This window comes from Brachybacterium tyrofermentans (assembly GCF_039526165.1).
GTDB classification, from domain to species: domain Bacteria; phylum Actinomycetota; class Actinomycetes; order Actinomycetales; family Dermabacteraceae; genus Brachybacterium; species Brachybacterium tyrofermentans.
Genome location: NZ_BAAAIR010000103.1, coordinates 1 through 24,216, shown reverse-complemented (window position 1 = coordinate 24,216; position 24,216 = coordinate 1). Strand labels below are relative to the sequence as shown.

Here is a 24,216-nt window from a genome sequence, read left to right as displayed (position 1 = left end):
CGTCCTCGTCAGAGACGATCACGGGGCCACCGCGCTACACCACTATGCGGGACTCAACTCGCTCCCGAGCATCTGCCGGTCTCCGAGGTGCCGATCGATCCTGTCGAGCACACGGGCACGGCACGGCTCGGGGCACGGGTGCGCCCGGGCTGGTTCGCGCAGACCCACGGCCGCTCCGACCTCGCCGGACGCACGCTCCTGGAGATCCTGCATCGCGGGGACGAGCATCGAGCGGGGAAGCCGCAGGAGGAGGCGGCGCGGGTGCTGGCCCGCTACGAGCTCGCCCGCGCCGCCGAGCAGACCTTCGACTCGCTCTCCGGCGGTCAGCAGGCGCGCTTCCAGATCCTCCTGCTCGAGCTGGGCGGCGCCACACTGCTGCTGCTGGACGAGCCCACCGACAACCTCGACCTCGAATCGGCCGACGCCCTCCAGCAGGCGCTCGCCGCCTTCGAGGGGACCGTCGTCGCGGTCACGCACGACCGCTGGTTCGTGCGCGACGTCGACCGCTTCGTGGTGTTCGGCGCCGATGGCGAGGTCTACGAGTCCGACGTGCCGGTCTGGGACGAGTCCCGCGTGGCCCGGCAGCGCGCGTAGAGGCCGGGCCACCGGACCTTCGGGCCACCGGGCCGACGTGACGCCGTGCACACACGTCCCCGCTGGTCTGTGAGCTGTGTTTCGTCAGATGAACAAGTACTCCGGCCTCGGCGTGTCCGAATGATTCACTTCGGAGGTGATCACACTCGACAGCCTCACGAAGGTCTTTCCCGCACCCGGCGGGGGAGACCCCGTCGTCGCGCTCGGCGGGATCGACCTCCACCTCGAACCGGGGCGCGTGCACGGCATCGTCGGCCGTTCCGGTGCGGGCAAGTCCACCCTCATCCGCTGTCTGACCGGGCTGGAGAAGCCCACGTCCGGGCGCGTCGAGGTGGACGGCACGGACGTGGCCGCCCTCGAGGGCAAGGCCCTGCGCGCCGCCCGACGCAACATCGGCATGGTGTTCCAGCACGCGAACCTGCTGGACTCCCGCACCGCCGCCCAGAACATCGCCCATCCGCTGGAGATCGCCGGGGTGCCCCGCGCCCAGCGCGAGCGTCGCGTCGCCGAGCTCGTGGAGCTCGTGGGCCTCTCGGGCCGGGAGCACAACTACCCCGCACAGCTCTCCGGCGGCCAGATCCAGCGCGTCGGCATCGCCCGCGGCCTCGCCGCGGAGCCCAAGGTGCTGCTGTGCGACGAGCCCACCAGTGCGCTCGACGGCACCACCACGCATCAGATCCTCGATCTCATCGCCGACCTGCGTGAACGCCTCGGCATCACGGTCGTGATCATCACCCACGAGATGGCCGTGGTGCGCGAGGTCTGCGACACCGTGACCCTGCTCGAGAACGGCGCGATCACCCAGACCGGCGACCTGGTCGACGTGGCGGCGGATCCGCACGGGCCGCTGTCGGCCGAGCTGATCCCTCTGCCCCCCGCGCCCACCGGTATCAACGCCCTCATCGTCAACTGCGACTACGGCGACTCGCCGACGATCCGCACCAGCGACGATCTGGTGCGCCTCGCCGAGACCTATGAGGCCGAGGCGACGATCGTCGCCGGCACCATCGAGACGCTCGGCGGCCGTCAGGTGGGCCGTGTCCAGCTGGCGCTCCGCAACCGCTCGGACCAGCCGATCTCCGCCGAGGGCCTGGCGGAGTTCCTGACCGAGCTCGAGGCGGCCGGCGTGGTCGCGAAGGAGGTGACGGCATGATGGACACCCTTCAGGAGTGGCTGCAGAACCCGCTGTTCCACCGCTGGGAGGACGGCCTCTGGCAGAACACCCTGATCACGCTCTATATGACGGCAGTGACCATGGCGCTGACCGTGGTGCTCGGCCTCCCGCTCGGCGTGGCACTGTTCGAGACCGACGGGTCGACGTCGCGCCCAGTGCGCACCGTCAACCAGGTCGTCGGCTTCATCGTCAACGTGCTGCGCTCTTTTCCGTTCTTCATCCTGATCATCGCGCTGATCCCGATCACCTCGGCGGTCACCGGGCGCTCGACGGGCCCCAACGCGGCGATGATCGCCCTGACGATCGCCGCTGTGCCCTTCGCCGCCCGGCTCTTCGAGCTGAACCTGCGGGAGATTCCCGCCGGGAAGATCGAGGCCGTGCAGATGATGGGTGCGAGTCGGTGGCAGATCATCCGCCAGGTGCTTATCCCCGAAGCCCTGCCCGGGATTATCGGATCGATCACCACCACCACGATCGCCGTGATCGGCTACACCGCCATGGCCGGCTCGGTGAACGCGGGCGGCCTCGGCCAGCTCGCCTACAACCGTGGATACACCGGCTACCAGACCGAGGTCATCATCGCGACGGTGGTCCTGCTGGTCATCATCGTGATCCTGGTGCAGCTCCTCGGGTCCCGCCTGGCCACAGCCGTCGACCACCGCGCTCGCACCGCGTGAACCACGCGTCGATATCCCTCCCCACTCCCCGACCCCGTCCCCAGGAGGACCCCTCATGAGCACGTTCAGCCGCCGTACCCTGTTCGCTTCCGGAGCGGGTCTCGCCGCTCTGACCCTCGCCGCCTGCGGCGGGGACGACACCGCACTGGAGGAGAAGGACGGTGTCACGACGATCCGCATCGCCGCGACCCCGGTGCCGCACATGGCGATCCTGACCTTCGTCAAGGACAACCTCGCCGCGGATGCGGGCCTCGAGCTCGACCTGCAGGAGCAGACGGAGTACCCGATCCCGAACCGTCTGCTGAACGACGGCGAGGTCGACGCGAACTTCTTCCAGCACAAGCCCTATCTCGATACCGAGATCGAGGAGAACGGCTACGAGCTGACCGCCCTCGAGCCCGTCCACCTCGAGCCGCTGGGCATCTACTCCGACTCCCTCTCCAGCCTCGACGATCTCGCTGACGGCGATGAGATCGGAGTCCCCAACGACCCGTCCAACCGTGGACGTGCACTCGCGCTTCTCGCGGAGCAGGGCCTGTTCACCCTGACCGAGGGCATCGAGCCCACCGACGCGACGAAGGACGACATCGTCGACAACCCGAAGTCGCTGAATCTCTCCGAGATCGATCCGGCCCTGCTGCCTCGCACCAAGGGCGACTTCGCGGCAGCTGTGATCAACGGCAACTACGCGCTCGAGGCGGATCTCAAGCCCGCCGAAGACGCCCTGGTCCTCGAGTCTCCGGACGGCAACCCGTACGCGAACCTGCTCGCGATCCGCACTGCCGACGTGGAGAACTCGGCGCTGAAGAAGCTCGAGGAGCTGATGCACTCCGAGGACGTGCGCACGTTCATCGAAGACACCTACGCCGGTGGCGTCATCCCCGCCTTCTGAGCCACCCCGCGCGCTCGCCCCGAGGGGCCGTAACCTGGGTCGATGACATCGATCGAGCCAGGTTCCGGCCCCTCCTCCGTCGGCCGCCCGTCGCCTGCTGGCCCCGTTGCCGGCCCCGCGGCAGCTCTCCAGACGCCTGAGCGCCCCCTCGCGGGGCGTCGCGCCCTGATCACCGGGGCGAGCCGGGGGATCGGCGCCGACATCGCCCGCGCCTACGCCGCGGCCGGCGCTGATCTCGTGCTCACCGCGCGTGACGCCGCGACGCTCGAGGAGACCGCTCGACAGCTCACGGCCGAGCACGGGGTGCGCATCGCGGTCCTCGCGGCGGACCTCGCCGACCCGGACGTCCCCGACACCCTCTGGGACGACGCCTCCGCCCTGCTCGCACAGACCGCAGGGGCCGACGGACGGGTCGACGGAGGGGCCGGAGCCACCGGCCTCGACGTGCTCGTGAACAACGCCGGCCTCTCCCATCCCGAGATGGTCGACGCGCTGGACACCGCCCACTTCGACGAGACGCTCCGCGTGAACCTCCGCGCCCCCGCGCTGCTCGCCGCCCGCGCCGGAGCGGCGATGGCGGAGGCCGGCGGCGGGGCCATCGTCACGATCGCCTCGGCCGCCGCGCTGCGCCCGCTGGCCGAGCACTATGCCTACAGCACCGCGAAGGCGGGGCTGGTGATGGCCACCCGCACCCTCGCCCTCGAGCTCGGTTCCCGCGGGGTGCGGGCGAACTCGATCTGTCCCACCGTGGTGCTCACCGACATGGGGCAGACGGTGTGGGGCGAGCAGCCGGCCAAGGCCGCCCCGATGCTCGCGCGGATCCCGCAGGCCCGCTTCGCGCAGCCCCGCGAGGTCTCCGACGTGGCAGTGTGGCTCGCCTCGGACGCCGCCTCGATGGTCAACGGCGCGGAGATCCCGGTCGACGGCGGCTACCTGGTCAGCTGACCGGATGGCCCGCTGATCAGGCAGCCGCCGCTGGGAGAGGGGTGCGGGGACGGACAGTGCCGCAGTGCCGCAGTGCCGCAGTGCCTCAGCGGCGCAGCGCCGGGTGACCGGCCCGCCCGCTGCCCTCGGCCAGCGCGTCCTGCACGGCGTAGTAGGCGGGCTTGCGGGTGAAGTCCTCCCACATGACCGTCGCGGCGCCCTCACCCGGGAAGGTGCCGGGGACCCACGAGTAGGAGTCCGCGAAGCCCCACAGGGTCAGCGAGTTGCAGCCGTCCACGGCCACGGCCGCCTCGGTCACGCGACGGTAGTACTCCGCCTGCTTCTCGAGCTGCTCGGTGGTGGGCCGCCCGCTCTCGGGCAGATCCATCCGCACGTCGAGCTCGGTGATCGCCGTCTCCAGCCCGAGGTCGGCGAAGCGCTGGAGGTTCTCGGCGAGGTCCGCAGGGAAGCCGTAGCGGGTGGAGAGATGCCCCTGGGTGGCGAAGCCGTCCACCGGGATGCCTTCGGCGAGGAGCTCCTGGATGAGCGCGTAGTAGGCATCGGACTTGGGGTTGATGCCGTCGACGTTGTAGTCGTTGAAGAACAGCAGGGCGCCCGGATCCGCGGCGCGCGCCCAGCGGAAGGCGTCGGCGATGATGCCGGGGCCCAGCTCGCGGAGCCAGATGTTGTTCTCGCGCAGCTCCCCCTCCTCGGTGAAGATCTCGTTGCACACGTCCCACTGCTGGATGTCTCCGCGATAGTGGCCCACCACCGTGTCGATGTGGTCCTTGAGGATCGTGCGCAGCTCCTCGGCGCCGAAGTCGCCCTCCTCGAGCCAGGTGGGGTTCTGGCTGTGCCAGAACAAGGTGTGGCCGCGCACGACCTGTCCGCTCTGCTGGGCGGACGACGCGATCGCGTCGCCGTCCTCGAAGGCGTAGGTGTCCCGCTCGGGGTGCAGGTACTCCCATTTCATCTGGTTCTCGGCGGAGACCGAGCTGAACTCCCGGTTCAGGACCTCCGCGTAGGCGGCGGCCTCGGTGGAGGACGGTGAGTCCGGATCATCGGTGTGGTGCCCGCCGCCGGCGACGGCGGTGCCGATCTTCATCGACGACCTGGCGGCCCAGGCCAGGTTGTCCTTCTTGGCGAGCCCCGGAGGGGTCTTCTGCCCGTTCCCGGGCTTCTTCCCGGTTCCGGCCGGGGCTGCGGAGGCGGCACTTCCGGCAGAGAGGGTGGCGGCGGCGGTGACCGCTCCGGCGGTGAGGATCTGGCGGCGCTTCATGACGTCTCCTGTGACTCAGAATGCGAAATATTTCGTACCGTTTCGGGTTCTGTGAGCGTATGGCAGGCGTCACACAGTCGTCAAGAGCAAGGATTCCCTTGTCGGTGATCAGTTCGCTCTGAAAACTTTCGGGCACCTATGGGGCCGGTCCGCCCTCTCGGCAGGCCCGCCCCGGAGGCTGGCCCCGAAGCCAGCCACGGTGGCCCGCCCTCAGAGCAGCTCGGTCGCCCCGAGCTGGTCGAGCAGCCAGGCGACCTCGTCGGCCCGCTGCTCCCACTTGCGGTAGCGGCCGGAGCGGCCGCCGTGCCCGGCGACCATCTCGCAGCGGAACAGGATCGGCCGCGCGGCCTGATCGCTGGTCACGGTCTCCCGCAGGCGGGCCACCCACTTCGCGGGCTCCACGAAGAACACGCGGGTGTCGTTGAGGGAGGTCGACGCGAAGATCGCGGGGTAGTCCGCCGCCTGCACGTTCTCGTAGGGCGTGTACTCCTTCATGTACTGGTACACCGCCGGATCGTGCAGCGGGTCGCCCCACTCCTCCCATTCGCCCACGGTCAGCGGCAGGGAGGGATCCAGGATCGTGGTGAGCGTGTCCACGAAGGGCACCCCGGCGATCACCGCGCGGAAGCGCTCGGGGGCGAGGTTGGCGATGCCGCCCATGAGCAGACCGCCCGCGCTGCGTCCCTCCGCGGAGAGCCGATCCGCGGCGACGAGTCCGGAGTCGGTGAGGTGCTTCGCGGCCGCCACGAAGTCGCTGAAGGAGTTCTTCTTCTCCAGCATCTTGCCGTGGTCGTACCAGTCGCGGCCCATCTCGCCGCCGCCGCGCACGTGCGCGATCGCGATGACCACGCCGCGGTCCAGCAACGGGAGCCGGGTGGGGACGAACGACGGGTCGATGGACATCTCGTAGGAGCCGTAGCCGTACAGGTAGCCAGGCGCCGTGCCGTCGGCTGCGACCTCCTTGCGGGCCACCACGCTGAGCGGGATCGCGGTGCCGTCCTCCGCGGTGGCCCATTCGCGTCGTTCCACGTACAGCTCGGGGTCGTACTTCGGCACCGGAGTCACCCGCAGCACCGTGGTCTCGCCGGAGGGCACGTCCCGCTCGGCGACGGTCGTCGGAGTGAGCATGCTGGTCAGCTGGTAGCGCACGGTGGTGCTGTCCCAGCCGGGGTTCGTGTCGAGCTCGACGGTGTCCAGCTCGCCGCCGTGGGTGAGGTCGGCGGCCTGCTCGACGAGCAGCGAGCCGTCGGCCGCGCGCGGGATCAGCCGCACGCCCGCCAGCCCGGCGCTGCGCAGCTCGAGGGCGACGAAGGAGGCGAAGGCCTCGACCGCGAGCAGCCGCTCTCCCTCGCCCGCGACCAGCAGGTCCTCCCAGGTCGTCGGGTCCTGGAGGGAGGCCTGGGCGAGCGCGAAGCCCTGGACGTCGTCGTTGTGGACCACGAGCAGGCGGTCCCCGGCGTGCTCGACGCCGTAGTCCACGCCCTCGCGCCGGCCGCCCGCAGGCACGGGGGCCGCGGTCGGATCCGTGAGGTCCAGCAGCCACGCCTCGGTGGTGGAGGTGGAGCCGGCCTGGATGATCAGGGTGGAGCCATCCCGCGAGCGGTCGAAGCCGATCATGAACCGCTCGTCGGGCTCCTCGAGCACGAGCTCGTCGTCCTGCGCGGAGGTGCCGAGGCGATGCCGCCAGATCTGGTGCTGGCGCCAGGCGTCGTCCACCCGCGCGTAGAACAGCCACTGCTGGTCGGCGGAGAAGGCGAGGCCGTAGCCGGTATCCGTGACGGCCTCGTCGAGGATCTCCCCGGAGGCGATGTCCTTGACCCGGATCGTGAAGCGCTCATCGCCGGCGGTGTCGACTGCGTACGCGAGCAGGGCGTGGTCGGGGGAGGGGGCGAGGCCGCCGAGCGAGTAGAACTCGGCGCCCGCGGCCTCGGCCTGCGCGTCCAGCAGCATCTGCTCGCCCTCGAGCAACGCCCCGGGCTCGACCTGCGGCAGCGATCCCGTATCGGGCACGCGGGTGAAGGCGGGGTAGTCGTCGCCCGCGGTGGTGCGGGTGATGTACCACCAGTCGTCCCGGCGCACCGGCACGCTGAGGTCGGTCTCCTGGGTGTGGCCGACGAACTCGTCGACCAGCGTGGTGCGGAGATCCGCGAGGTGGGCGGTGCGCGCGTCGGCGTAGGCGTTCTCGGCCTCGAGGTGAGCGATCACCTCGGGGTCGGTCTTGTCGCGCATCCACTCATAGGGGTCCACGACGGTGTCGCCGTGGTGGGTGCGCTCGATGGGACGGTGGGGCGGCTGCGGGGCCGACGGAAGTTCACGGGTCATGGATCGAGCGTAGCCGCGCCGCGGAGCAGCGAGCACAGTGCCGCCGCAGCCTTGAGGGCAGCGCCGAGGAACCGCACGGAAGGCGACGACGTCGTCGGCGCCGCCTCCCGGCGGGGGACCAGCGGGCGGTCAGTGCGAGACCTCGGGGACCTCGAGCTGATCGAGGAGCCATGCCATCGACTCGGCCTGCAGAGCGGAGGCGTCGGCGGCGGCCGTGGGGACGCAGCGCAGCAGCACGGGCCGCTCCTGCGGATCCGAGGTGACCCGCGCACGCAGCGCGGCGACCCAGATGGCGGCCTCGGCGGCAAGCACCTCCTGGTGGTCGAGCGACGTCCAGGCGAACACGGCCGGATACTCGGTCGCACGGATGTTCTCCGCCGGGCTGTAGCTGCGCAGGCGGCGATAGATCTGCTCGTCGCCGGCGGGGTCGCCCCATTCCGCCCACTCCTCGAGGGTGAGCATGACCTCGGGGTCCAGGAGGGTCTCCAGCGGATCTACCAGGGGTGCCCCGGCGACGATCGCCCGGAACCGGTCAGGAGCACGGTTCGCGCTCGCGGCCACGAGGAGGCCGCCCGAGCCCTGACCGAGCGCCCCGAGGCGGTCCTGCGCGACCCAGCCCTGGGAGACCAGGTGCTCCGCGCAGGCCACGAAGTCGTCGAAGGAGTTGGCCTTGTGCAGCAGCCGGCCCCGCCGATGCCAGTCCCGTCCCATCTCGCCCCCACCGCGGACGTGGGCGACGGCGACGACGAGTCCGCGATCGGCCAGGGCCAGCGCGCCGGGCAGCAGCCGTGGATCGTTCGAGGTGCCGAAGGCCCCCTCGCCGTAGAGGATGCCCGGAGCCGTGCCATCGGTGGCCACGTCGTGCCGGGCGAGGAGGGAGATGGGGACCTGGGTGCCGTCCGCCGACGTCGCCCAGAGACGCCGTTCGAGGTACCGGCCCAGATCGATGCCGGGCGTCGCGGCCCGGCGCAGCACCTCGGTCTCGCCCGTGGCCACGTCCAGCTGGGCGATGGTCGCCGGCGTGCGGAGGCTGTCGAGGCGATAGCGGAGCGTGCGCTGGGACCAGGACGGGTTCGCGTCCAGGTGGAGGGCGTCCAGCTCGCCGCCGTGGTCCACGGCGCGCAGGGCCGCGATGTCGAAGGACCCGTCGGTCAGTCGCGGCAGGATCCACACCCCGGGGAGGCCGCCGGTGCGCACCTGGAGCGCGACGAAGCCTTCGAAGGCCTCGACGGCGTCGAACTGCTCGCCCTCTGCGGCGGTCAGGAGGGGGGTGGCATCGGCCAGGCCGTCGGTGCCGGCGAGCGGCGCGACCGAGAGCACGCTGCCGCCGACCTCGCCCTGTCGGATGGCCAGGAGGCGGTCGCCGGCGTGCTCGATGACCTGGTGGACCCCGTGGTGGCGGCCGGTCACGGACCTGGCGGCCCCGGTGGGGTCGTCCAGGTCCAGCAGCCAGGTCTCGGAGGCGGTGGTCGAGACCGAGCTGATCAGCAGCGTCGACGTATCGCGCGAGCGAGCCATGCTCAGCTCGGCCCAGTGATCGGATTCGGTCAGGACGATCTCGTCCGCGGCGGCCGGTGTGCCGAGCCGGTGGCGGCGCACCTGATGGCGGCGGCCGATGTCGTCGAGCTGCGTGTAGAAGAGCCAGCGGGAGTCGCGGGAGAAGGCGAGATCCGGCCCGGCCTGCTGCACGGCGCGGTCCACGACGTCGCCGGTGGAGAGGTCGACGACGGTGATGTCGCAGCCGCCGACGGAGGCGTCGGCCCGAGCGAGCAGGTCGTGACCGGTGGACAGTGCGAGGCCCACGACCAGCTGGCGGTCGGGGATCACGACCTCCTCGCCCTCGAGGGGCACCCCGTCCCGGATGACCGGCACGGTGCGCAGCTCCGGAGCGGCGGTGGCCCGCACTCGCGACAGGGAGGCGTCGGAGCTGAGGTCCGCACCGCGGGAGTCCGCGCCGGTGGTCGGTCGGTCGATGTACCACCAGCCCCCGGAGTAGACAGGGGCGGAGAGGTCGACGTCCCGGTCGGTCTCGGTCAGCGCCCGCAGGAGTGTCGAGCGTCGGCCGTCGAGGTGCGCGGTGCGTTGATCCGTGTAGGCGTTCTCCGCGACGAGGTGGGCGACGGTCTCAGGGGAGTGCTGGTCGCGCATCCACCCGTACGAGGTGACAGCGGTGTCGCCGTGCACGGTCCGGGATTCGGAGTGGCGTGTCGCGAGGGGCGCCGCGACGGTCCGGCCGAGTGCATGGGGCGCAGCTGCGGCGGGGGCGATCATGTCCTGAGTCATCTGTTCCGGCTTTCCAGTCGATGTCCTGCACGACGACGGACGCGCGCGGTCCGGGAGGGAGCGGCGGGGCCGTCGTGGATGTTCTGAGAAGAGTGGAGGGTCGCGCTCGGGAAGCCCGATACCGCCCGAGATGTCCGACCTTCGGCGTACAGTCCCGATAACGGGTGCCGCAGGACGAGACGTGCAGTCCTCGCCGTGAGAGGGAACGTCTCCATGGAGTGGATCCACCCCTTTCGATATGTCAAGCCGATGGCCGGGAAAGCCCTCGCGATAGTCGCCGGATCGCAACCGGATCGGGAGGGTGATGCAGTGCACAGGACGTTACGCTCGGTGTTTTACAGGTATGTCTGAAATATTGAATGGTGAGGAGCCCGGAGGTGTGGAACACTCCCGAGGCCCCCGCTGACCAGCAGTGATGCAGCTTCTGGTTCGTGAGGAGGGGTTAGTGGACGACGATGAGCGGTACGCCCGAGCGCTGCGCAGCGCGATCGAGCGGAGCGGTCTCTCCCTGACCGGCATCTCCCAGCGACTCCGGGCGAGCAACCGACCGGTCAGCGTGGCCACGCTGAGCAACTGGCGCTCGGGTCGGAGCCTCCCGGGCGGCGAGCAGTCCCTGGGGGTGATCGCGGCGCTGGAGGAGCTCCTGGGGATGGCGCCGGATTCCCTGGCGGATCTCGTCGGCGGGCCCCGGCTCGTGGGCCGTGCCGTGCAGCGCACCAAGTTCATCGGACAGGAGGACGACGGGAGGAGTGCTTTCCGAGGGGCGCTGCTGGAGCTGGGCTTCGAGTCGCCGCAGCAGTACGCGCATGAGCGGGTATTCCATCAGCTCGCGATCATCGATTCCTCGTCGCGGCGCCAGGAGATCGTCTCCCGGGTCACGGTGCGCGCGCTGGAGTCGGGGATCTGCCGTCTCCCTGCGGTGCACATCCTGGACCCCTCCGAGGCCAACGTCGCGCCGGAGTACGAGCCGCTCGACGGGTGCACCATCGGCCGCCGGGTCAGCTGGCCGGATCGTCGCACCTACGGCGTCGAGCTCATGGTCGACGGGCGTCTGGACGCGGGCCAGGTCGCGACCTTCGGCTATCGCGTGGTGACCCACTCCGAGGCGACGGCCATGGAGGGCACCTTCTACAGCCTCGCCCGACGGGCGCACGACGTGCTGTTCGAGGCCGAGTTCCGTGGGCCCCTCAAGCCGCTCCACTGCGAGCGCTACCGGCGCACCGACACCGCGGAGTCCGTCACCCCGGTGCGGCTGGACCATCGCAATCGCATCCAGCTGGCGGAGTCCCGCTTCGGACCGGGCTCCGTCGGACTGCGGTGGTCCTGGGGTGCCGAGGACGGCCTCGACGACGACCTCGATGGCAGCCCTGATGAAGGCCCCGACGGGCGGGCCGACAGGATCTGAGCCGCGTCAGCGCTCGACGGAGGTCAGGAACGTCTGCAGGGCGAGCACTGCGGCTCCGACGGCGCAGGGGTGGGGCTGGACTTGGGAGACGACCACGCGTGTGGTGGCGTCGTCCCCGAAATGCTGCCGGGCGGCATCGAGGTAGATCCCGGGGGCCGCCTGGGTGGGGGAGCCGGCCAGGACCATCGTGTCCAGGCCGAGGGCGATCGCCAGATTGGCCGCGACGCGGGTCAGCGGCAGCGCGGCGGCCATCACGGCATCCTGGGCGGCCTCGTCGCCCTGGGCGGCAGCGAGCGCGGTGCGGGTCAGGTCCGCGATCCCGGAGGGGGCTGCCTCGAGATGGAGGCATCCGCGGCGACCGCAGTGACAGAGCCGCCCCTCGGGGGCGATGCGCAGGTGATCCAGGGGGTGACCGCTGTCCGGGCGGAACGGGATGCCGTCCAGCAGCAGCGCGAGCGACATCGTCGATCCCAGGTGCAGGGTGCCGGAGAAGCCCGACCCGCTCTGCTCACCGCTCCAGAAGCTGCCCAGTGCGGCGCAGGTCGACTCCTTGCCGCGCACGGAGCGGACGTCGAGGGCGACGGTGAGCTCCTCGAGCGCCCTGGCGACATCGCCTGGCAGCCGGTCCGGCATCGCGAACCCGATGCCGGTCATCGCTCCCAGCTCGTCGCCCGGAACGAGGGCCGCCAGGCCCTCCTGTAGGCGGTCCGTGACCTCGATCGGATCCTTCGCATCCTGCAGCGGGAGCACCACGCGGGCCTGGAGCGCACCGGTCGTGTCGACGGCGACCAGCGAGAGGCGGTCCTCATCGATCGTGCAGCCCAGGGCGCGGCGGGCGGAGTCGTCGACCCGCAGCAGAGTGGCTCGCTTCCCACCGGTCGATCGCGCGTGGCCGCTCTCCCAGAGCAGTCCGGCAGTCAGCAGCCGCTTCACGGAATTGGTCACCGTGGCGGCGGTGACCCCCAGCTCACGAGCGATCTCGACCCGGGTGGTCTCGGTGCGCCGGCGGACGAATTCGAGGACTGCGGTGTCCATCGTGGGACGTCGTCCGTCGCCGGTGCCGCTCATCTCCCACCTCTCGTTCGCTGGATCATCTCGGATTCTCCCGGTCTTCCCGGATCGTGACCTATCTGGGACCTTGCTGCACCGCCCGGCCCTCTTGACGGAGAGTCGCTTGATTTGCACACTGAGGCTACTTCATTAACTGAATGAAGAAAGAGGGGTCCTGTCGACCGACCAGGGCTCCGAGCACACGCGACGACGCGTGGACAAGGAGAGCAAAGATGCACCTGAAGCGCCGTGACCTGTACAAACTCACCGCGATCGGAGCTGTACCGATCGCCCTGGCGGCCTGCGGTCAGACCTCGAACCTCGAGACGGGCGCCGGCGCCGATGGTGAGAAGAAGACCATCCTCACCACCAACGCGACCGAGGCGACCCTGACCCGGAACCTCAACCCGCACTCGCCCTCGGTGATCCCCATGGTCCAGGGCCTCATCTACGAGACGCTGTTCTACTTCAACCCGCTCAAGCCGATCGATCAGGAGCCGGTGCCGCAGCTGGGGGAGAGCTACGAGTGGAACGAGGACGGCACGGCCCTGACGGTCTCGGTGCGCCAGGGTGTGACCTGGACCGACGGCGAGCCCTTCACCGCTGGCGACGTGGCCTTCACCTTCAACAGGGTCAGCGAGACCGACGCGCTGAACGACGGCGGCACTGCCCCCACGGCCGAGGCCACCGATGACGCGACCGTGGTCATCACCTACGCCGAGTCCTCCTACCTCGAGGGCCCCAACGCCCTGGCGCGCACCTGGATCATCCCGGAGCACCTCTTCACCGACGTCGAGGACCTCGCCACCTACGCCAACGAGGATCCGATCGGCACCGGGGCCTTCCAGCTCGACGACTTCACCCCGGAGTCCTACCTGCTGCTCGCGAACCCGAACTACTGGGAGGAGGGCCGGCCCGGGATCGACGGCCTCCGCGCGATCACCACGTCGGGCAACCAGTCCGCGACCGACCAATGGCTGGCCGGGGACATCGACTACATGTCCGCCGCGATCCCGAACCTCGAGGGGCACGTCGAGAAGAATCCCGACCTCGCCTACACCAACACCGGCATCTCGCAGGCGGCGCTGTTCGCCGCCTCGAACACGGAGCTGGGATGCGAGGGCCCGCAGACGGATGTCGCGGTGCGCAAGGCCCTCTACTACGGGATGGACCGCGAGCAGCTGTCCAAGCTCGCCTTCTTCGACCTCGGCACCGACATCTCTCCGTCCTTCGCCCTGCCCGAGCGCGATGCCGACTTCATCGACCCGTCGATCGAGCTGGCCCCCTGGAACGCCCAGCCCGAGGAGGCGAAGAAGGTGCTCGAGGAGGCCGGCTATGCGCTGGGGTCCGACGGCATCTACGCCAAGGGCGATGTGCGGGTCTCCATGACCGTCTCGTGCCCCACCGGCTGGTCCGACTTCGTCACCGCGCTGGACACCCTCGCCCAGCAGTTCAAGGAGATCGGGATCGAGCTGATCCCGCAGCAGGTCAGCGTCAACGAATGGAACGACGCGAAGGCCAAGGGCACGTTCCAGCTGGTCATCGACTCCGTCGGCCAGGGCCCTGCGCCGGACCCGTACTACCCGTACCGCAACCAGTTCTCGACCGAGAGCACGGTGCCCGTGGGCGAGAACGGGAACCCGTACCAGAACATCACCCGGTTCTCCGATCCGGACGTGGACGCCGCCCTCGATGCCGCCGCGGCGACCGATGACCCGGAGGTGAAGAAGGAGCACTACTTCCTCATCCAGAAGCGTCTGGTCGAGGTGATGCCGGCGATCCCCCTGCTCATCGGCTCGAGCCTCACCGAGTACAACACCTCCCGGGCCACGGGCTGGCCCACGGCGGATGATCTGTACGCCTACCCGATGTCCTGGTCCGCACCGGACAACTCGATCGTCCTGAAGACCGTCACCCCCGTCGAGTGACCGTGCGGGGTCGTGCCGCTGCTCCGGCGGCGCGACCCCGCCCTGTCCCTCCCGGAGACGACGAAAGGACCGACGACGGTGCATATCCTGCGCAAGCTCGGGTTCTACCTGGTGGCCCTCTGGGCCGCGGTGACCCTCAACTTCTTCATCCCCCGGATGCTCCCGGGCAGCCCGGTCGACGCCGTGCTGGCCAAGCTCGCCCTGCGCGGCCCGGTGGATCCGGGGACCCGGCGCTCCATCGAGATCATGCTCGGGGCCGACGACGACAAACCGCTGCTCCAGGAGTACTTCTCGTATCTGGGCAGCCTGTTCTCCGGCGACCTCGGCATCTCGGTCACGTACTTCCCGATGCCCGTCACCCAGATCATCGGTCAGTCGCTGCCATGGACCCTGGTGCTGGTGGGTCTGGCCACGACGATCACCTTCGTGATCGGCATGGTGCTGGGCACCATCGCCGGCTGGAAGCGCGGGAGCTGGCTGGACTCGTTGATCCCGGCCACCACGATCATGCAGGCCGTGCCCTACTTCTGGCTCGCGCTGCTGTTCATCTACGTGCTCTCGGTGAACATGGACCTGTTCCCGATCTCCGGCGGCTACGACCCCTCGCTGGTGCGCCCGGCCTTCGACTACCCGTTCGTGTCCAACGCGGTCTACTACGGCTTCCTGCCGGCGCTGACGATCGTGCTGTCCTCCCTGGGCGGCTGGCTGCTGGGGATGCGCAACATGATGGTCTCCACCCTCAGCGAGGACTACATCCTCACCGCCGAGGCGAAGGGTCTCAACCCCCGCCGGATCATGGTCATGTACGCCGCTCGCAATGCGATGCTGCCCAGCGTCTCCGGCTTCGCGATCTCGCTGGGCTTCGTGGTCTCCGGCTCCATCGTCGTCGAGACCGTGTTCTCGTACCCCGGCATCGGCTACACGATGCTCCAGGCGGTCAACAACAACGACTACTCGCTCATGCAGGGCCTGTTCCTGGTCATCACCGTCTCGGTGCTGGCGGCGAACCTCGTGGTGGACCTGCTGTACGGCATCATCGACCCCCGCACCCGGGCACGGGGCTGAGGAGCAGACATGGCACAGACATCCTCCGGCCGCCTCGCCGGCCTCCGACGCCTCCTGACGCCGACCTTCGTGATCGGCGCGGGCCTGGTCATCGTGATCACCCTGTTCGGGCTGATCGCCCCCTTCTTCGTCGCGGATCCGCTCGCGGTCGACAACGCCGGCATGCACGGGCCGACGGCGCAGAACGTCCTCGGCACCACCCAGACCGGCCAGGACGTGCTCGCGCAGCTCGCCTGGGCCACCCGCGGCTCGCTGATGGTGGGCGTGATCGTCGCGGTCCTGGCGCTGTTCCTCTCCGCGTTCTTCGGAATCCTCGGCGGCTACCTGGGCGGCTGGCTCGACGAGGTGTTCTCCCTGTTCACCAACGTGGTGCTGATCCTGCCCGGGCTCCCGCTGATGATCGTCATCGGCTCCTATGTGCAGCAGCGCGGCCTGCTGCTGATCTCGATCATCCTCGCGATCACCTCGTGGGCGGCCGCCGCACGGGTGCTGCGCTCGCAGACCCTGTCCATCCGCAACCGCGACTACGTGCAGGCCGCCCGGATCGCCGGCGAGAAGGCGCACCGCATCATCGCCGTGGAGATCCTGCCGAACCTGCTGCCGGTGATGTCCAGCGGCTTCGTGTTCGCGCTGATCACGGCGATCCTCGGGGAGGCCGGTCTGAGCTTCATCGGCATCGGTGTGGTGGGCACCCAGACCTGGGGCTCCATGCTCTTCTACGCCCAGAACGGGCAGGCCCTCACCCTCGGCGCCTGGTGGTGGTTCGTGCCGCCGGGCCTGATGATCGCGCTGCTCGGCTGCGGCCTGTCGCTGATCAACTTCTCGATCGACGGCATCATCAATCCCCGTCTGCGCACCGCCCCGAAGCAGGTCAAGCAGGTCAAGAAGGCCGAGAAGGCAGAGCAGGTCGACAAGGCCGACGACTCGGCAGAGCAGGAAGAGGTCATGGCATGAGCGATCCCGCACTGAGCACCACGCTCGAGGAGGACCGCAGGGGCGGCGGCAGCTCGGAGCTCGGCGAGCCCGTCCTCACCGTCGAGAACCTCAACGTCGTCTATGAGGTGGAATCCCCGGTCCACGCCGTCCAGGACGCCGCCTTCTCCCTGCGGCGCGGGGAGATCCTGGGCCTGGCCGGGGAATCCGGCTGCGGCAAGACCACCCTCGCCTACGGCCTGAACCAGCTGCACCGCCCGCCGGCCCGGATCACCTCGGGATCCGTCACCTTCCACGACCGCGATGGCGGCGATGTCGACGTGCTCGCCCTGGAGGGGGAGTCGCTGCGCGCCTTCCGCTGGTCGAAGGTCGCCATGGTGTTCCAGGGGGCGATGAACTCCTTGAACCCGGTGCTGAGCATTCGCACCCAGCTCGGCGACGTGTTCACCACGCATCGGCCCCACATGGATGCCGCCGAGCGACTGAGCAGGTCCAAGGAGCTGCTGGACCTGGTGGGAGTGGACCCCTCCCGCATCAACGCCTATGCCCATGAGCTCTCCGGCGGCATGCGCCAGCGGGTCATGATCGCGATGGCCCTCGCCCTGGACCCGCAGCTGATGATCATGGACGAGCCGACGACGGCGCTGGACGTGGTGGTCCAGCGGGAGATCCTGCAGGAGATACTGCGCCTGCGGCAGGAGCTCGGCTTCGCGGTCATCTTCATCACCCATGACCTTCCGATGCTGCTGGAGATCTCCGACCGCATCGCCGTGATGCGGAAGGGGAGGATCGTCGAGATCGACACCGCGGAGAACCTCTACTTCGAGCCCCGCGACCCCTATACCCGCAAGCTGCTGGGCTCCTTCCCCTCCCTCACGGGGGAAGCCGGCGACTTCGTGCGGGCCGGATTCGATACGGAGGAGGGCCGATGAGCACCCTGGTCGTCAAGGACCTGACCAAGACGTACCTGCTGCGGGACGGGCTGCGCTTCAGCCGACTCGAGGCGGTCAAGAGCGTGGACTTCGAGCTGACCCCAGGGCGCACGGTCGCCCTGGTGGGCCAGTCGGGCTCCGGGAAGTCGACGATCGCGAAGCTGATCGCCCAGCTCGAGACGCCGACCTCCGGCACGATCACGCTGAACGGGAAGCCCGTGGGCCGGCGCGGCAGGGCGCTGGCGGCGTACCGGGACGAGGTCCAGATGGTCTTCCAGGACCCCTTCGCCTCGCTGAACCCCTTCCACAGCATCGGTCACCACCTCGAGCGGCCCCTGCTGCTGCACGGCAAGGCCACCAAGGCCGATGTGCGCGAGAAGGCGCTGGCGCTCCTGGAGCGGGTGAACCTCTCCCCGGCGGAGTCGTTCATCGACCGCAAGCCGCATGAGCTCTCCGGCGGCCAGCGCCAACGGGTCGCGATCGCCCGCGCCCTCGCACCGGAACCCAGCGTGCTGGTGGCCGACGAGCCCGTGTCGATGCTGGATGTCTCGGTTCGCCTGGGGGTGTTGAACCTGCTGGCGACCCTGCAGCGCGAGGAGAACCTGGCCCTGCTGTACATCACCCACGATCTGGCGACCGCGCGCCATTTCTCCGATGAGATCCTGGTGATGTACCGCGGGGACGTGGTGGAGCGGGGGCCCTCCGACGACGTGATCCTGAACCCGCAGGCGGAGTTCACCAAGCAGCTGCTGGTGGCCGCCCCCGAACCCGGCACGAACCCGCGATTCCTCGCCGAGGCGACGCGTCGCGGAGTGCCGATGCCCGATCATCTCGCCGCCCTGGAGGAGACCACGTGACCGCTTCGCCCCAGTCGATTTCCCGCCGCGACCTGCATGAGGGGTGGTCGCTGTCCGTGACCGACGGGCCGGCGCCCTTCGCGGTCGCCGAGGTGCCGGCAACCGTTCCCGGCACCTTCCTCACGGACCTGCTCGCCGCCGGACTGATCCCGGATCCCTACCTGGATCGGAACGAGCACGAGCTGGCCTGGTCCGGGGAGGTCGACCTCTCCTACCGGACCTCGTTCACCTGGTCCCCGAGCGGCGCCCACAGGGTGGATCTGGTGGCCGCCGAGCTCGACACCGCGGCGACCGTGGTGCTGAACGACGAGGTCGTCGCCACGGTGCAGAACCAGCACCGCTCCTGGCGCTTCGACGTCACCGCTGCCCTGCGGGACGGCGTGAACTCGCTCGAGATCCGCTTCGCCTCGCCGCTGCGCACGGCCCGCGAGAACATCGAGGTGCTCGGCGAGCTCCCCGTGGTGGGCAACGACCTGCCCTACAACGCGATCCGCAAGATGGCCTGCAACTTCGGCTGGGACTGGGGTCCCGTGCTGGTCACCAGCGGCATCTCGGGCCCGATCGGGCTGGAGGAGTGGTCGGGAGCCCGGCTGGGGGAGACCCGGCCGCAGATCACCGTCGAGGGGACGACCGGACGGGTGTCCGTGGAGGCCCTGTTGGAGATGGCGGCAGGCACCGCGGCGGGAGGCACTGCCGCGAGGGACACCGCGGCGAGCGAGATCGCCACGGGTGAGACCGCAGCGGGCACGACCCCAGCGGGCTCGTCGGCCCCTCCGGCAGACGACCCCGTGGGCTGCACCGTGCGCCTGCAGGTGACCGCGCCGGACGGCAGCACCGCGGCGGAGATCTCCGCGCCGGTCGCGTCGGGCGCCGCTCACGCGGAGGTCGCGGTGCAGCAGGCGCAGCTGTGGTGGCCGCGCGGCTACGGCGAGCAGCCGCTGTATGACCTGCTCGTGGAGCTGCGTGATGCCGCCGGAGCCGTGCTCGACGCCCGGGAGCATCGGATCGGCTTCCGCACGGCCGGAGTGGTGGAGCTGCCCGACGAGATCGGCACTTCCTTCACCGTCACCGTCAACGGCACCCCGATCCTCGCCAAGGGCGCCAACTGGATCCCCGACGACTGCTTCCCCTCGCGCCTGACCGCCGAGGACTACCGGGCGGCCGTGGCGGACGCGGTCGACGCCGGCATGAACATCCTGCGGATCTGGGGCGGCGGGCTCTACGCCTCCGAGGAGCTCTACGCCCAGTGCAACGAGCTCGGGATCATGGTGTGGCAGGACTTCGCGATGGCCTGCGCCGCCTACTCGGAGCTGGAGCCGCTGCGCTCCGAGGTGATCGCCGAGGCCCGCGAGCACATCGTGCGCCTGGCCTGGCATCCCGCGCTCGTGCACTGGAACGGCAGCAACGAGAACGTCGAGGGCTACTACCACTGGGGCTGGAAGGAGACGCTGCCGGAGGACCAGGGGTGGGGGAACGCCTATTACACGGAGATCTTCCCGGCACTGCTCGCGGAGCTCGATCCCGCGCGCAGCTTCACGCCGTCCAGCCCCTACTCGCGGCCGCTGCTGGACCAGCCCCGCCATCCCGACCACGGGAGCATCCACAACTGGGTGGCCTGGGCCTCGGAGGAGGACAACGACTACGAGCGCTATCGCGACACGATCCCGCGCTTCTCCGCCGAGTTCGGGTACCAAGGGCCCGCGAACTGGGCGACCGTGGCCCGGGCCGTCACCGAGCGCCCGCTGCAGGCGGACTCCGCGACGATGCTGTCCCACCAGAAGGCGGTGGGCGGGCAGGACAAGCTCCGCCGCGGCATGGCCCCGCACCTGCCTGCGGTCCAGGGGTACGACGATTTCCACTTCGCGACCCAGTTGAATCAGGCCCGTGCCCTGATCTGCGGGATCGGGCACTACCTGTCGTACTGGCCGCGATGCGGCGGCACGATCGTGTGGCAGCTCAACGACTGCTGGCCGGTCACCTCCTGGGCCGCGGTCGACGGGGACCGGCGTCGCAAGCTGCTCTGGTACGCGCTGCGCGACCTCTACGCGCCGCTGCTGATCACGGTCCAGCCCCGGGAGAGCGGTCCTGTGGTGAGCGTGGTCAACGACAGCGCGACCCCGCTCGTCGGGGAGCTCCGGGTGCGCCGACAGGATCTGGCAGGGACGGTCGTGGCCGTCGAGGCCCTCCCGCTGCAGGTGGATGCCCGTTCCGCCGCGACCGTCCAGCTGCCGGAGGCCCTGCTCGCGCCCGCTGACTGCCGTGACCAGGTGCTCGTCGTGGAAGCGCACGACGGCGCCGAGGGGAGCCTGGGCCGCCACGTGCACTTCGTCGCCGAGGATCTGGCCTCGGATCTGGCCGACGACGCCTACTCCGCCACGGCCACCCAGGTCGAGGGCGGGGTCGAGATCTCCGTCCGTGCGCTCAGCACCGTGCGCGACCTCTGCGTGCTCGCCGACAAGGTCGATCCCGACGCGGTCGCGGAGACGCAGCTGCTGACGCTGCTGCCCGGAGAGACCGCCACGATCCACGTGCGCACCTCGGGGCAGGGATCTCCGGAGGACTATCTCGCGAACACCGTGCTGATGAGCGCGAACGATCTGGTGGCGCGGGCACGGGATCGCGCCCCGAACCGTGACCGGGGTCCTGGCCGTGCCACGCACGATGCCGCCGAGCAGGTGGGGTGATGACCGCGGGCCGGATCGGGATGCCCGCTCCGCGGTCGATGTGGTCCGCCGGCTTCGAGCAGTTCCATACGCTGGTGCTGCGCGGCGTCGAGGAGGCCGCGGTGCCGGCGGGATGCTCCGTGCTCAGCCAGACGGTGGCCACCCTCGAGGCGGAGCTCGAGGTGATCCGCACCTGGGCACGTCAGCGCCTGGTGGACGTGGTGATCCTCAAGGATCTCCGCCGTGACGACCCGCGCCCACCCCTGCTCCAGGCCGTCGGCCTGCCCTATGTGCTGGCCGGAGATCTCCGGCAGTCCCACGCAGCCGCCGCCGTGCTCACGGACAACGCAGGGTCGATGCGGAGCGTGCTGACAGATCTGAGGGCGCGCGGTCACGAGCGGATCGGCCATATCGGTGGGCCGGCCCGACTGCTGCACTCGCAGTGGCGCCTGGAGGCTTATGAGGACTTCGTGGCGCAGCACGGGCTCCCCTCTCTGCAGGGCGAAGGGGACTACAGCGCGGCCAGCGGCGCCCGGGCGGCGCGCTCCCTGCTCTCACTGGAGCAGCCGCCCACCGTTCTCGTGTTCGACAACGATGCGATGGCCATCGGCGCAGCGGACCTCATGACCGAGCTCGGCCTGGAGATCCCGCGGGACGTGTCCCTGGTGTCCTGGGACGACTCGCTCGCCTGCCAGACCCACGACCCGCCGCTCGCGGTGCTCGGCCACCGCGCACATCAGCTGGGGATCAGCCTGGGCGAGGTGGCGATCGAGGTGCTCGCCGGCCGCCACGACCGGCTGCGACGCGTCGAGGACACCCCGTCCGTGACGGCCCGCGGGTCGCTCTCCGGCCCCTCGCGCTGAGGGGACGCCGCCCTCGCCAGGCGCGGTGACGGCACCCTCGCCAGGAGGGAAGATGCCGCCCTCGCCAGGCGCGGTGGGGCGGCGTAGTCTGGAGGCACCGAGCAGGTCGCGCCGAGCAGAATGCACGGGGAGGTGTGTTCCATGGACTTCACGAGGAACATCGTCGTGGGGTACGACGACACCATGGCCTCCGCCGCGGCCGTTCGGTGGGCCGCGCATCTCGCCCGGAGTTCGGGCACGGGCCTCCGGATCGTGCATGCCTGGAGCTGGCCGTTGCTGAGCAGCGGCCTGGCGGGCCTTCCGGTGGCGGACTCCGCGGGACCACGCAACCAGGCGACACGGCTGCTGGAGGATGCGGCCGCGACGGTCTCCCTCCTGGTCCCCGAGATCACCGTGCAGACCGACCTCATCCCCGGCACCGCGCGGGACGTCCTGGACGATCTCTCGCAGACCGCGGAGCTCGTCGTGGTCGGCACCCGGGGCCTCGGGCCGGTGATGGGCGCTCTGCTCGGCTCCGTCAGCCGCGGGATCCTGCATGATGCGGGCTGTCCCGTGGCGGTGATCCGGTCGGAGCACCACGTCGGCGGGCCGGTCCTGGTGGCGTACGACGGTTCCGAGGCTGCCGGCGAGGCCGTCGATGTAGCCGCTGATCTGGCCGGAACCTGGGACTCGAGGCTGCGCATCGTGCATGTGCGCGACGACGAGCATGCGCCGTACGACCAGGTCGCAGAGGCCTGGAACGGGGGTGCCCGATCCCGGGGACTGCTCGATGAGGCCGCCGAGCGTGCCCGAACAGCGCACGACGGGCTCACGGTCGAGACGAGGATGCTGGAGGGTCGGTCCGCGGCGGACGGGCTGCTCACCGCGGCAGCAGGGGCCCGCATCCTGGTCATGGGCCATCGTGGCCTCACCCGAGGGGCGTTCGGATCCACCGCGCACGCCACGGTTCTGCACGCCACGGGGAACATCGCGGTGGTGCGACGGCCCTCCGACGAGTGACCTGACTCGCGTCTGCGCCCCTCAGGTTTGAACCATGGGCTGCCAGCCCGCTAAGCTGTTCGGCGGTAGCGTGTCCGAGCGGCCGAAGGTGCATCACTCGAAATGATGTGTGGTTAATAGCCACCGCGGGTTCAAATCCCGCCGCTACCGCCCTCGACCTGGAGATCGTCCAGGTCCACGAAGGCCCCCACCGGTTCCGGTGGGGGCCTTCGTCATGCCGAGGCGCGAACGGGTGGCGCCTCAGCTCCCGTGGCATGGGCTCAGTGAAGGCAGGGCCCCTGCGACGACGCGAGTCTCCAGCCAGGGATGCTGGATGCGGTCGCCGGGGTGGAAGCCTCGTGCGACCCGGACGCCGTTGGCGGACCGGCCCGATGAGAAGGCCGGCGAACGGGGACCGGACAGCAGGCACGAGGCAGCGGGGGACCGGACAGCAGGGGAGTGACTGCTGAAGACCGGACAGGTGGGTCGCGCGGCAATGGGCTGTGAGCACTGTGAGCACTGTGAGCACTGTGAGCACTGTGAGCCGTGTGAGCCGTGTGAGCACCGGAGGCCGCGGGCCCTCGGGTTTGCGACCTCTGCATGCAGGGCCACCCATGGAAGAGCTCCTCCCGTGACGCGCCCATCCTCTGGTGAGCTCCTCCTGCGCCGCCTCTTCTGATGAGCCCTTCCTGTACGCCCCTCTTCCCGAGTGCTGCGCCGTGCACGCACGCGCCCGCCCGAGCACCTCCCCCAACGGTGAGGTGTACAGGTGGTGCGGAGGCGGCGCCGCGGTACTCCTCCTCAGACCGCACCGGTGCACTGAGCCACGTGTCGACCAGATACTCACTCGACGAGGCTTCTCCACCCCGTGCTCAGACGCCGCCGCCGTGGGATCGCGCGGCCCCGCCGCCCGCGAGCTCCATTGCTCCCGGCACCTCGAAGCGCATGCTCACCCACGCTCCCCGGGAGCAGGGTCGTCTGTGCCCCTGCGCCGGCTCAGTCGACGGGCCCCGGAAGAGCGCGCTGACTAGCGGATACACGCAGGTTTCGCCTACCAGACACAGGGCCGATCCACCCAATCGAGAGAGTGTCGGGACGGTCACCCTCCAGAGGGCCCGTTCTGGCTTGACGACACCTTCGGATCTGCGTAATGTTCTTCCTTGTGCCCAGGAGAACGGGAAAACGGAAAGGCCGGAAGGCCAGCCCGGAAAACCCGAACTAAAGGCGCACAGCAGGTCTCTTCAAAATTCAATACGGTGCAGGTCACATCGCACCGAGTTGACACGAAGAACCGGAACTTGTTAAGTTATACGAGTTGCCCCGGAGCGAAGAGCTTAACGGCTTGGAAGTCCGAGTGCGCGTGTTGTTTGATATCTCAATAGCGTGTTTATTTGTTG

At 69.8% G+C, this 24,216-nt stretch carries 18 protein-coding genes and 1 tRNA gene; 15 read left to right on the top strand and 4 right to left on the bottom strand.

Features of this window, described 5'->3' with window-relative positions:
- The 5 genes from ABD093_RS19165 to ABD093_RS19145 all read left to right on the top strand — a co-directional run.
- A partial coding sequence (locus ABD093_RS19165; protein WP_343926543.1) for an ATP-binding cassette domain-containing protein occupies positions 1-594 on the top strand: 594 nt, incomplete at its 5' end.
- 136 nt (positions 595-730) lie between these two features.
- Positions 731-1,747 carry a methionine ABC transporter ATP-binding protein gene (locus tag ABD093_RS19160; protein ID WP_193115703.1) on the top strand — a complete coding sequence of 339 codons (1,017 nt, stop codon included), beginning with the start codon at positions 731-733 and terminating at the stop codon, positions 1,745-1,747.
- Positions 1,744-2,445, top strand: coding sequence for a methionine ABC transporter permease (locus ABD093_RS19155; protein ID WP_193115702.1), 702 nt, complete (start codon positions 1,744-1,746; stop codon positions 2,443-2,445). Before ABD093_RS19160 ends, ABD093_RS19155 begins: the two co-directional genes overlap by 4 nt.
- 55 nt (positions 2,446-2,500) lie before the next feature.
- Positions 2,501-3,337, top strand: a complete 837-nt coding sequence (locus ABD093_RS19150; RefSeq protein WP_193115701.1) for a MetQ/NlpA family ABC transporter substrate-binding protein — start codon at positions 2,501-2,503, stop codon at positions 3,335-3,337.
- A 42-nt stretch (positions 3,338-3,379) separates the two neighbouring features.
- Positions 3,380-4,282: an SDR family NAD(P)-dependent oxidoreductase gene (locus ABD093_RS19145; RefSeq protein WP_193115700.1), complete on the top strand. Its 903-nt coding sequence runs from the start codon at positions 3,380-3,382 to the stop codon at positions 4,280-4,282.
- An 85-nt stretch (positions 4,283-4,367) separates the two neighbouring features.
- Here ABD093_RS19145 and ABD093_RS19140 read toward each other — a convergent pair whose 3' ends face one another.
- The 3 genes from ABD093_RS19140 to ABD093_RS19130 form a co-directional block, all read right to left on the bottom strand.
- The gene (locus ABD093_RS19140) at positions 4,368-5,540 is read right to left on the bottom strand and encodes an endo-1,4-beta-xylanase (RefSeq protein WP_343926540.1); all 1,173 of its coding nucleotides are present in this window, start codon (positions 5,538-5,540) and stop codon (positions 4,368-4,370) included.
- A 210-nt stretch (positions 5,541-5,750) separates the two neighbouring features.
- Positions 5,751-7,862 (bottom strand): S9 family peptidase, encoded by a 2,112-nt coding sequence (locus ABD093_RS19135; RefSeq protein WP_193115698.1) that lies wholly within the window; start codon positions 7,860-7,862, stop codon positions 5,751-5,753.
- 129 nt (positions 7,863-7,991) lie between these two features.
- On the bottom strand, positions 7,992-10,145 hold the full coding sequence (locus ABD093_RS19130; protein ID WP_343926539.1) for a prolyl oligopeptidase family serine peptidase: 2,154 nt from the start codon (positions 10,143-10,145) through the stop codon (positions 7,992-7,994).
- Positions 10,146-10,590: 445 nt separating this feature from the next.
- Here ABD093_RS19130 and ABD093_RS19125 point away from each other — a divergent pair, with 445 nt between their 5' ends.
- A complete protein-coding gene (locus ABD093_RS19125) occupies positions 10,591-11,550 on the top strand; it encodes a helix-turn-helix domain-containing protein (protein ID WP_319021452.1) in 960 nt (319 codons plus the stop codon).
- Between the two features lie 6 nt (positions 11,551-11,556).
- Here ABD093_RS19125 and ABD093_RS19120 read toward each other — a convergent pair whose 3' ends face one another.
- Positions 11,557-12,618, bottom strand: coding sequence for an ROK family transcriptional regulator (locus ABD093_RS19120; RefSeq protein ID WP_193115695.1), 1,062 nt, complete (start codon positions 12,616-12,618; stop codon positions 11,557-11,559).
- A 215-nt stretch (positions 12,619-12,833) separates the two neighbouring features.
- Here ABD093_RS19120 and ABD093_RS19115 point away from each other — a divergent pair, with 215 nt between their 5' ends.
- The 9 genes from ABD093_RS19115 (at position 12,834) to ABD093_RS19075 (ending at position 22,990) form a co-directional block, all read left to right on the top strand.
- Positions 12,834-14,528, top strand: a complete 1,695-nt coding sequence (locus ABD093_RS19115) for an ABC transporter substrate-binding protein (protein ID WP_193115694.1) — start codon at positions 12,834-12,836, stop codon at positions 14,526-14,528.
- A gap of 78 nt (positions 14,529-14,606) precedes the next feature.
- A complete protein-coding gene (locus tag ABD093_RS19110; RefSeq protein WP_193115693.1) occupies positions 14,607-15,593 on the top strand; it encodes an ABC transporter permease in 987 nt (328 codons plus the stop codon).
- A 9-nt stretch (positions 15,594-15,602) separates the two neighbouring features.
- Positions 15,603-16,547: an ABC transporter permease gene (locus tag ABD093_RS19105; protein ID WP_343926536.1), complete on the top strand. Its 945-nt coding sequence runs from the start codon at positions 15,603-15,605 to the stop codon at positions 16,545-16,547.
- Complete coding sequence (locus ABD093_RS19100; RefSeq protein WP_193115691.1) at positions 16,544-17,458, top strand: ABC transporter ATP-binding protein; 915 nt, start codon at positions 16,544-16,546, stop codon at positions 17,456-17,458. The genes ABD093_RS19105 and ABD093_RS19100 overlap by 4 nt, the downstream gene beginning before the upstream one ends.
- Positions 17,455-18,315 carry an ABC transporter ATP-binding protein gene (locus ABD093_RS19095; RefSeq protein ID WP_343926533.1) on the top strand — a complete coding sequence of 287 codons (861 nt, stop codon included), beginning with the start codon at positions 17,455-17,457 and terminating at the stop codon, positions 18,313-18,315. Before ABD093_RS19100 ends, ABD093_RS19095 begins: the two co-directional genes overlap by 4 nt.
- Entirely contained in the window at positions 18,312-20,999 is a 2,688-nt protein-coding gene (locus ABD093_RS19090) for a glycoside hydrolase family 2 protein (protein WP_193115689.1), read from the top strand. The genes ABD093_RS19095 and ABD093_RS19090 overlap by 4 nt, the downstream gene beginning before the upstream one ends.
- A complete protein-coding gene (locus tag ABD093_RS19085; protein ID WP_193115688.1) occupies positions 20,999-21,841 on the top strand; it encodes a LacI family DNA-binding transcriptional regulator in 843 nt (280 codons plus the stop codon). The genes ABD093_RS19090 and ABD093_RS19085 overlap by 1 nt, the downstream gene beginning before the upstream one ends.
- Positions 21,842-21,982: 141 nt before the next feature.
- Entirely contained in the window at positions 21,983-22,840 is an 858-nt protein-coding gene (locus ABD093_RS19080; RefSeq protein WP_193115687.1) for a universal stress protein, read from the top strand.
- 64 nt (positions 22,841-22,904) lie between these two features.
- Positions 22,905-22,990: transfer RNA gene (locus ABD093_RS19075), tRNA-Ser, on the top strand.
- Positions 22,991-24,216: the final 1,226 nt, after the last annotated feature.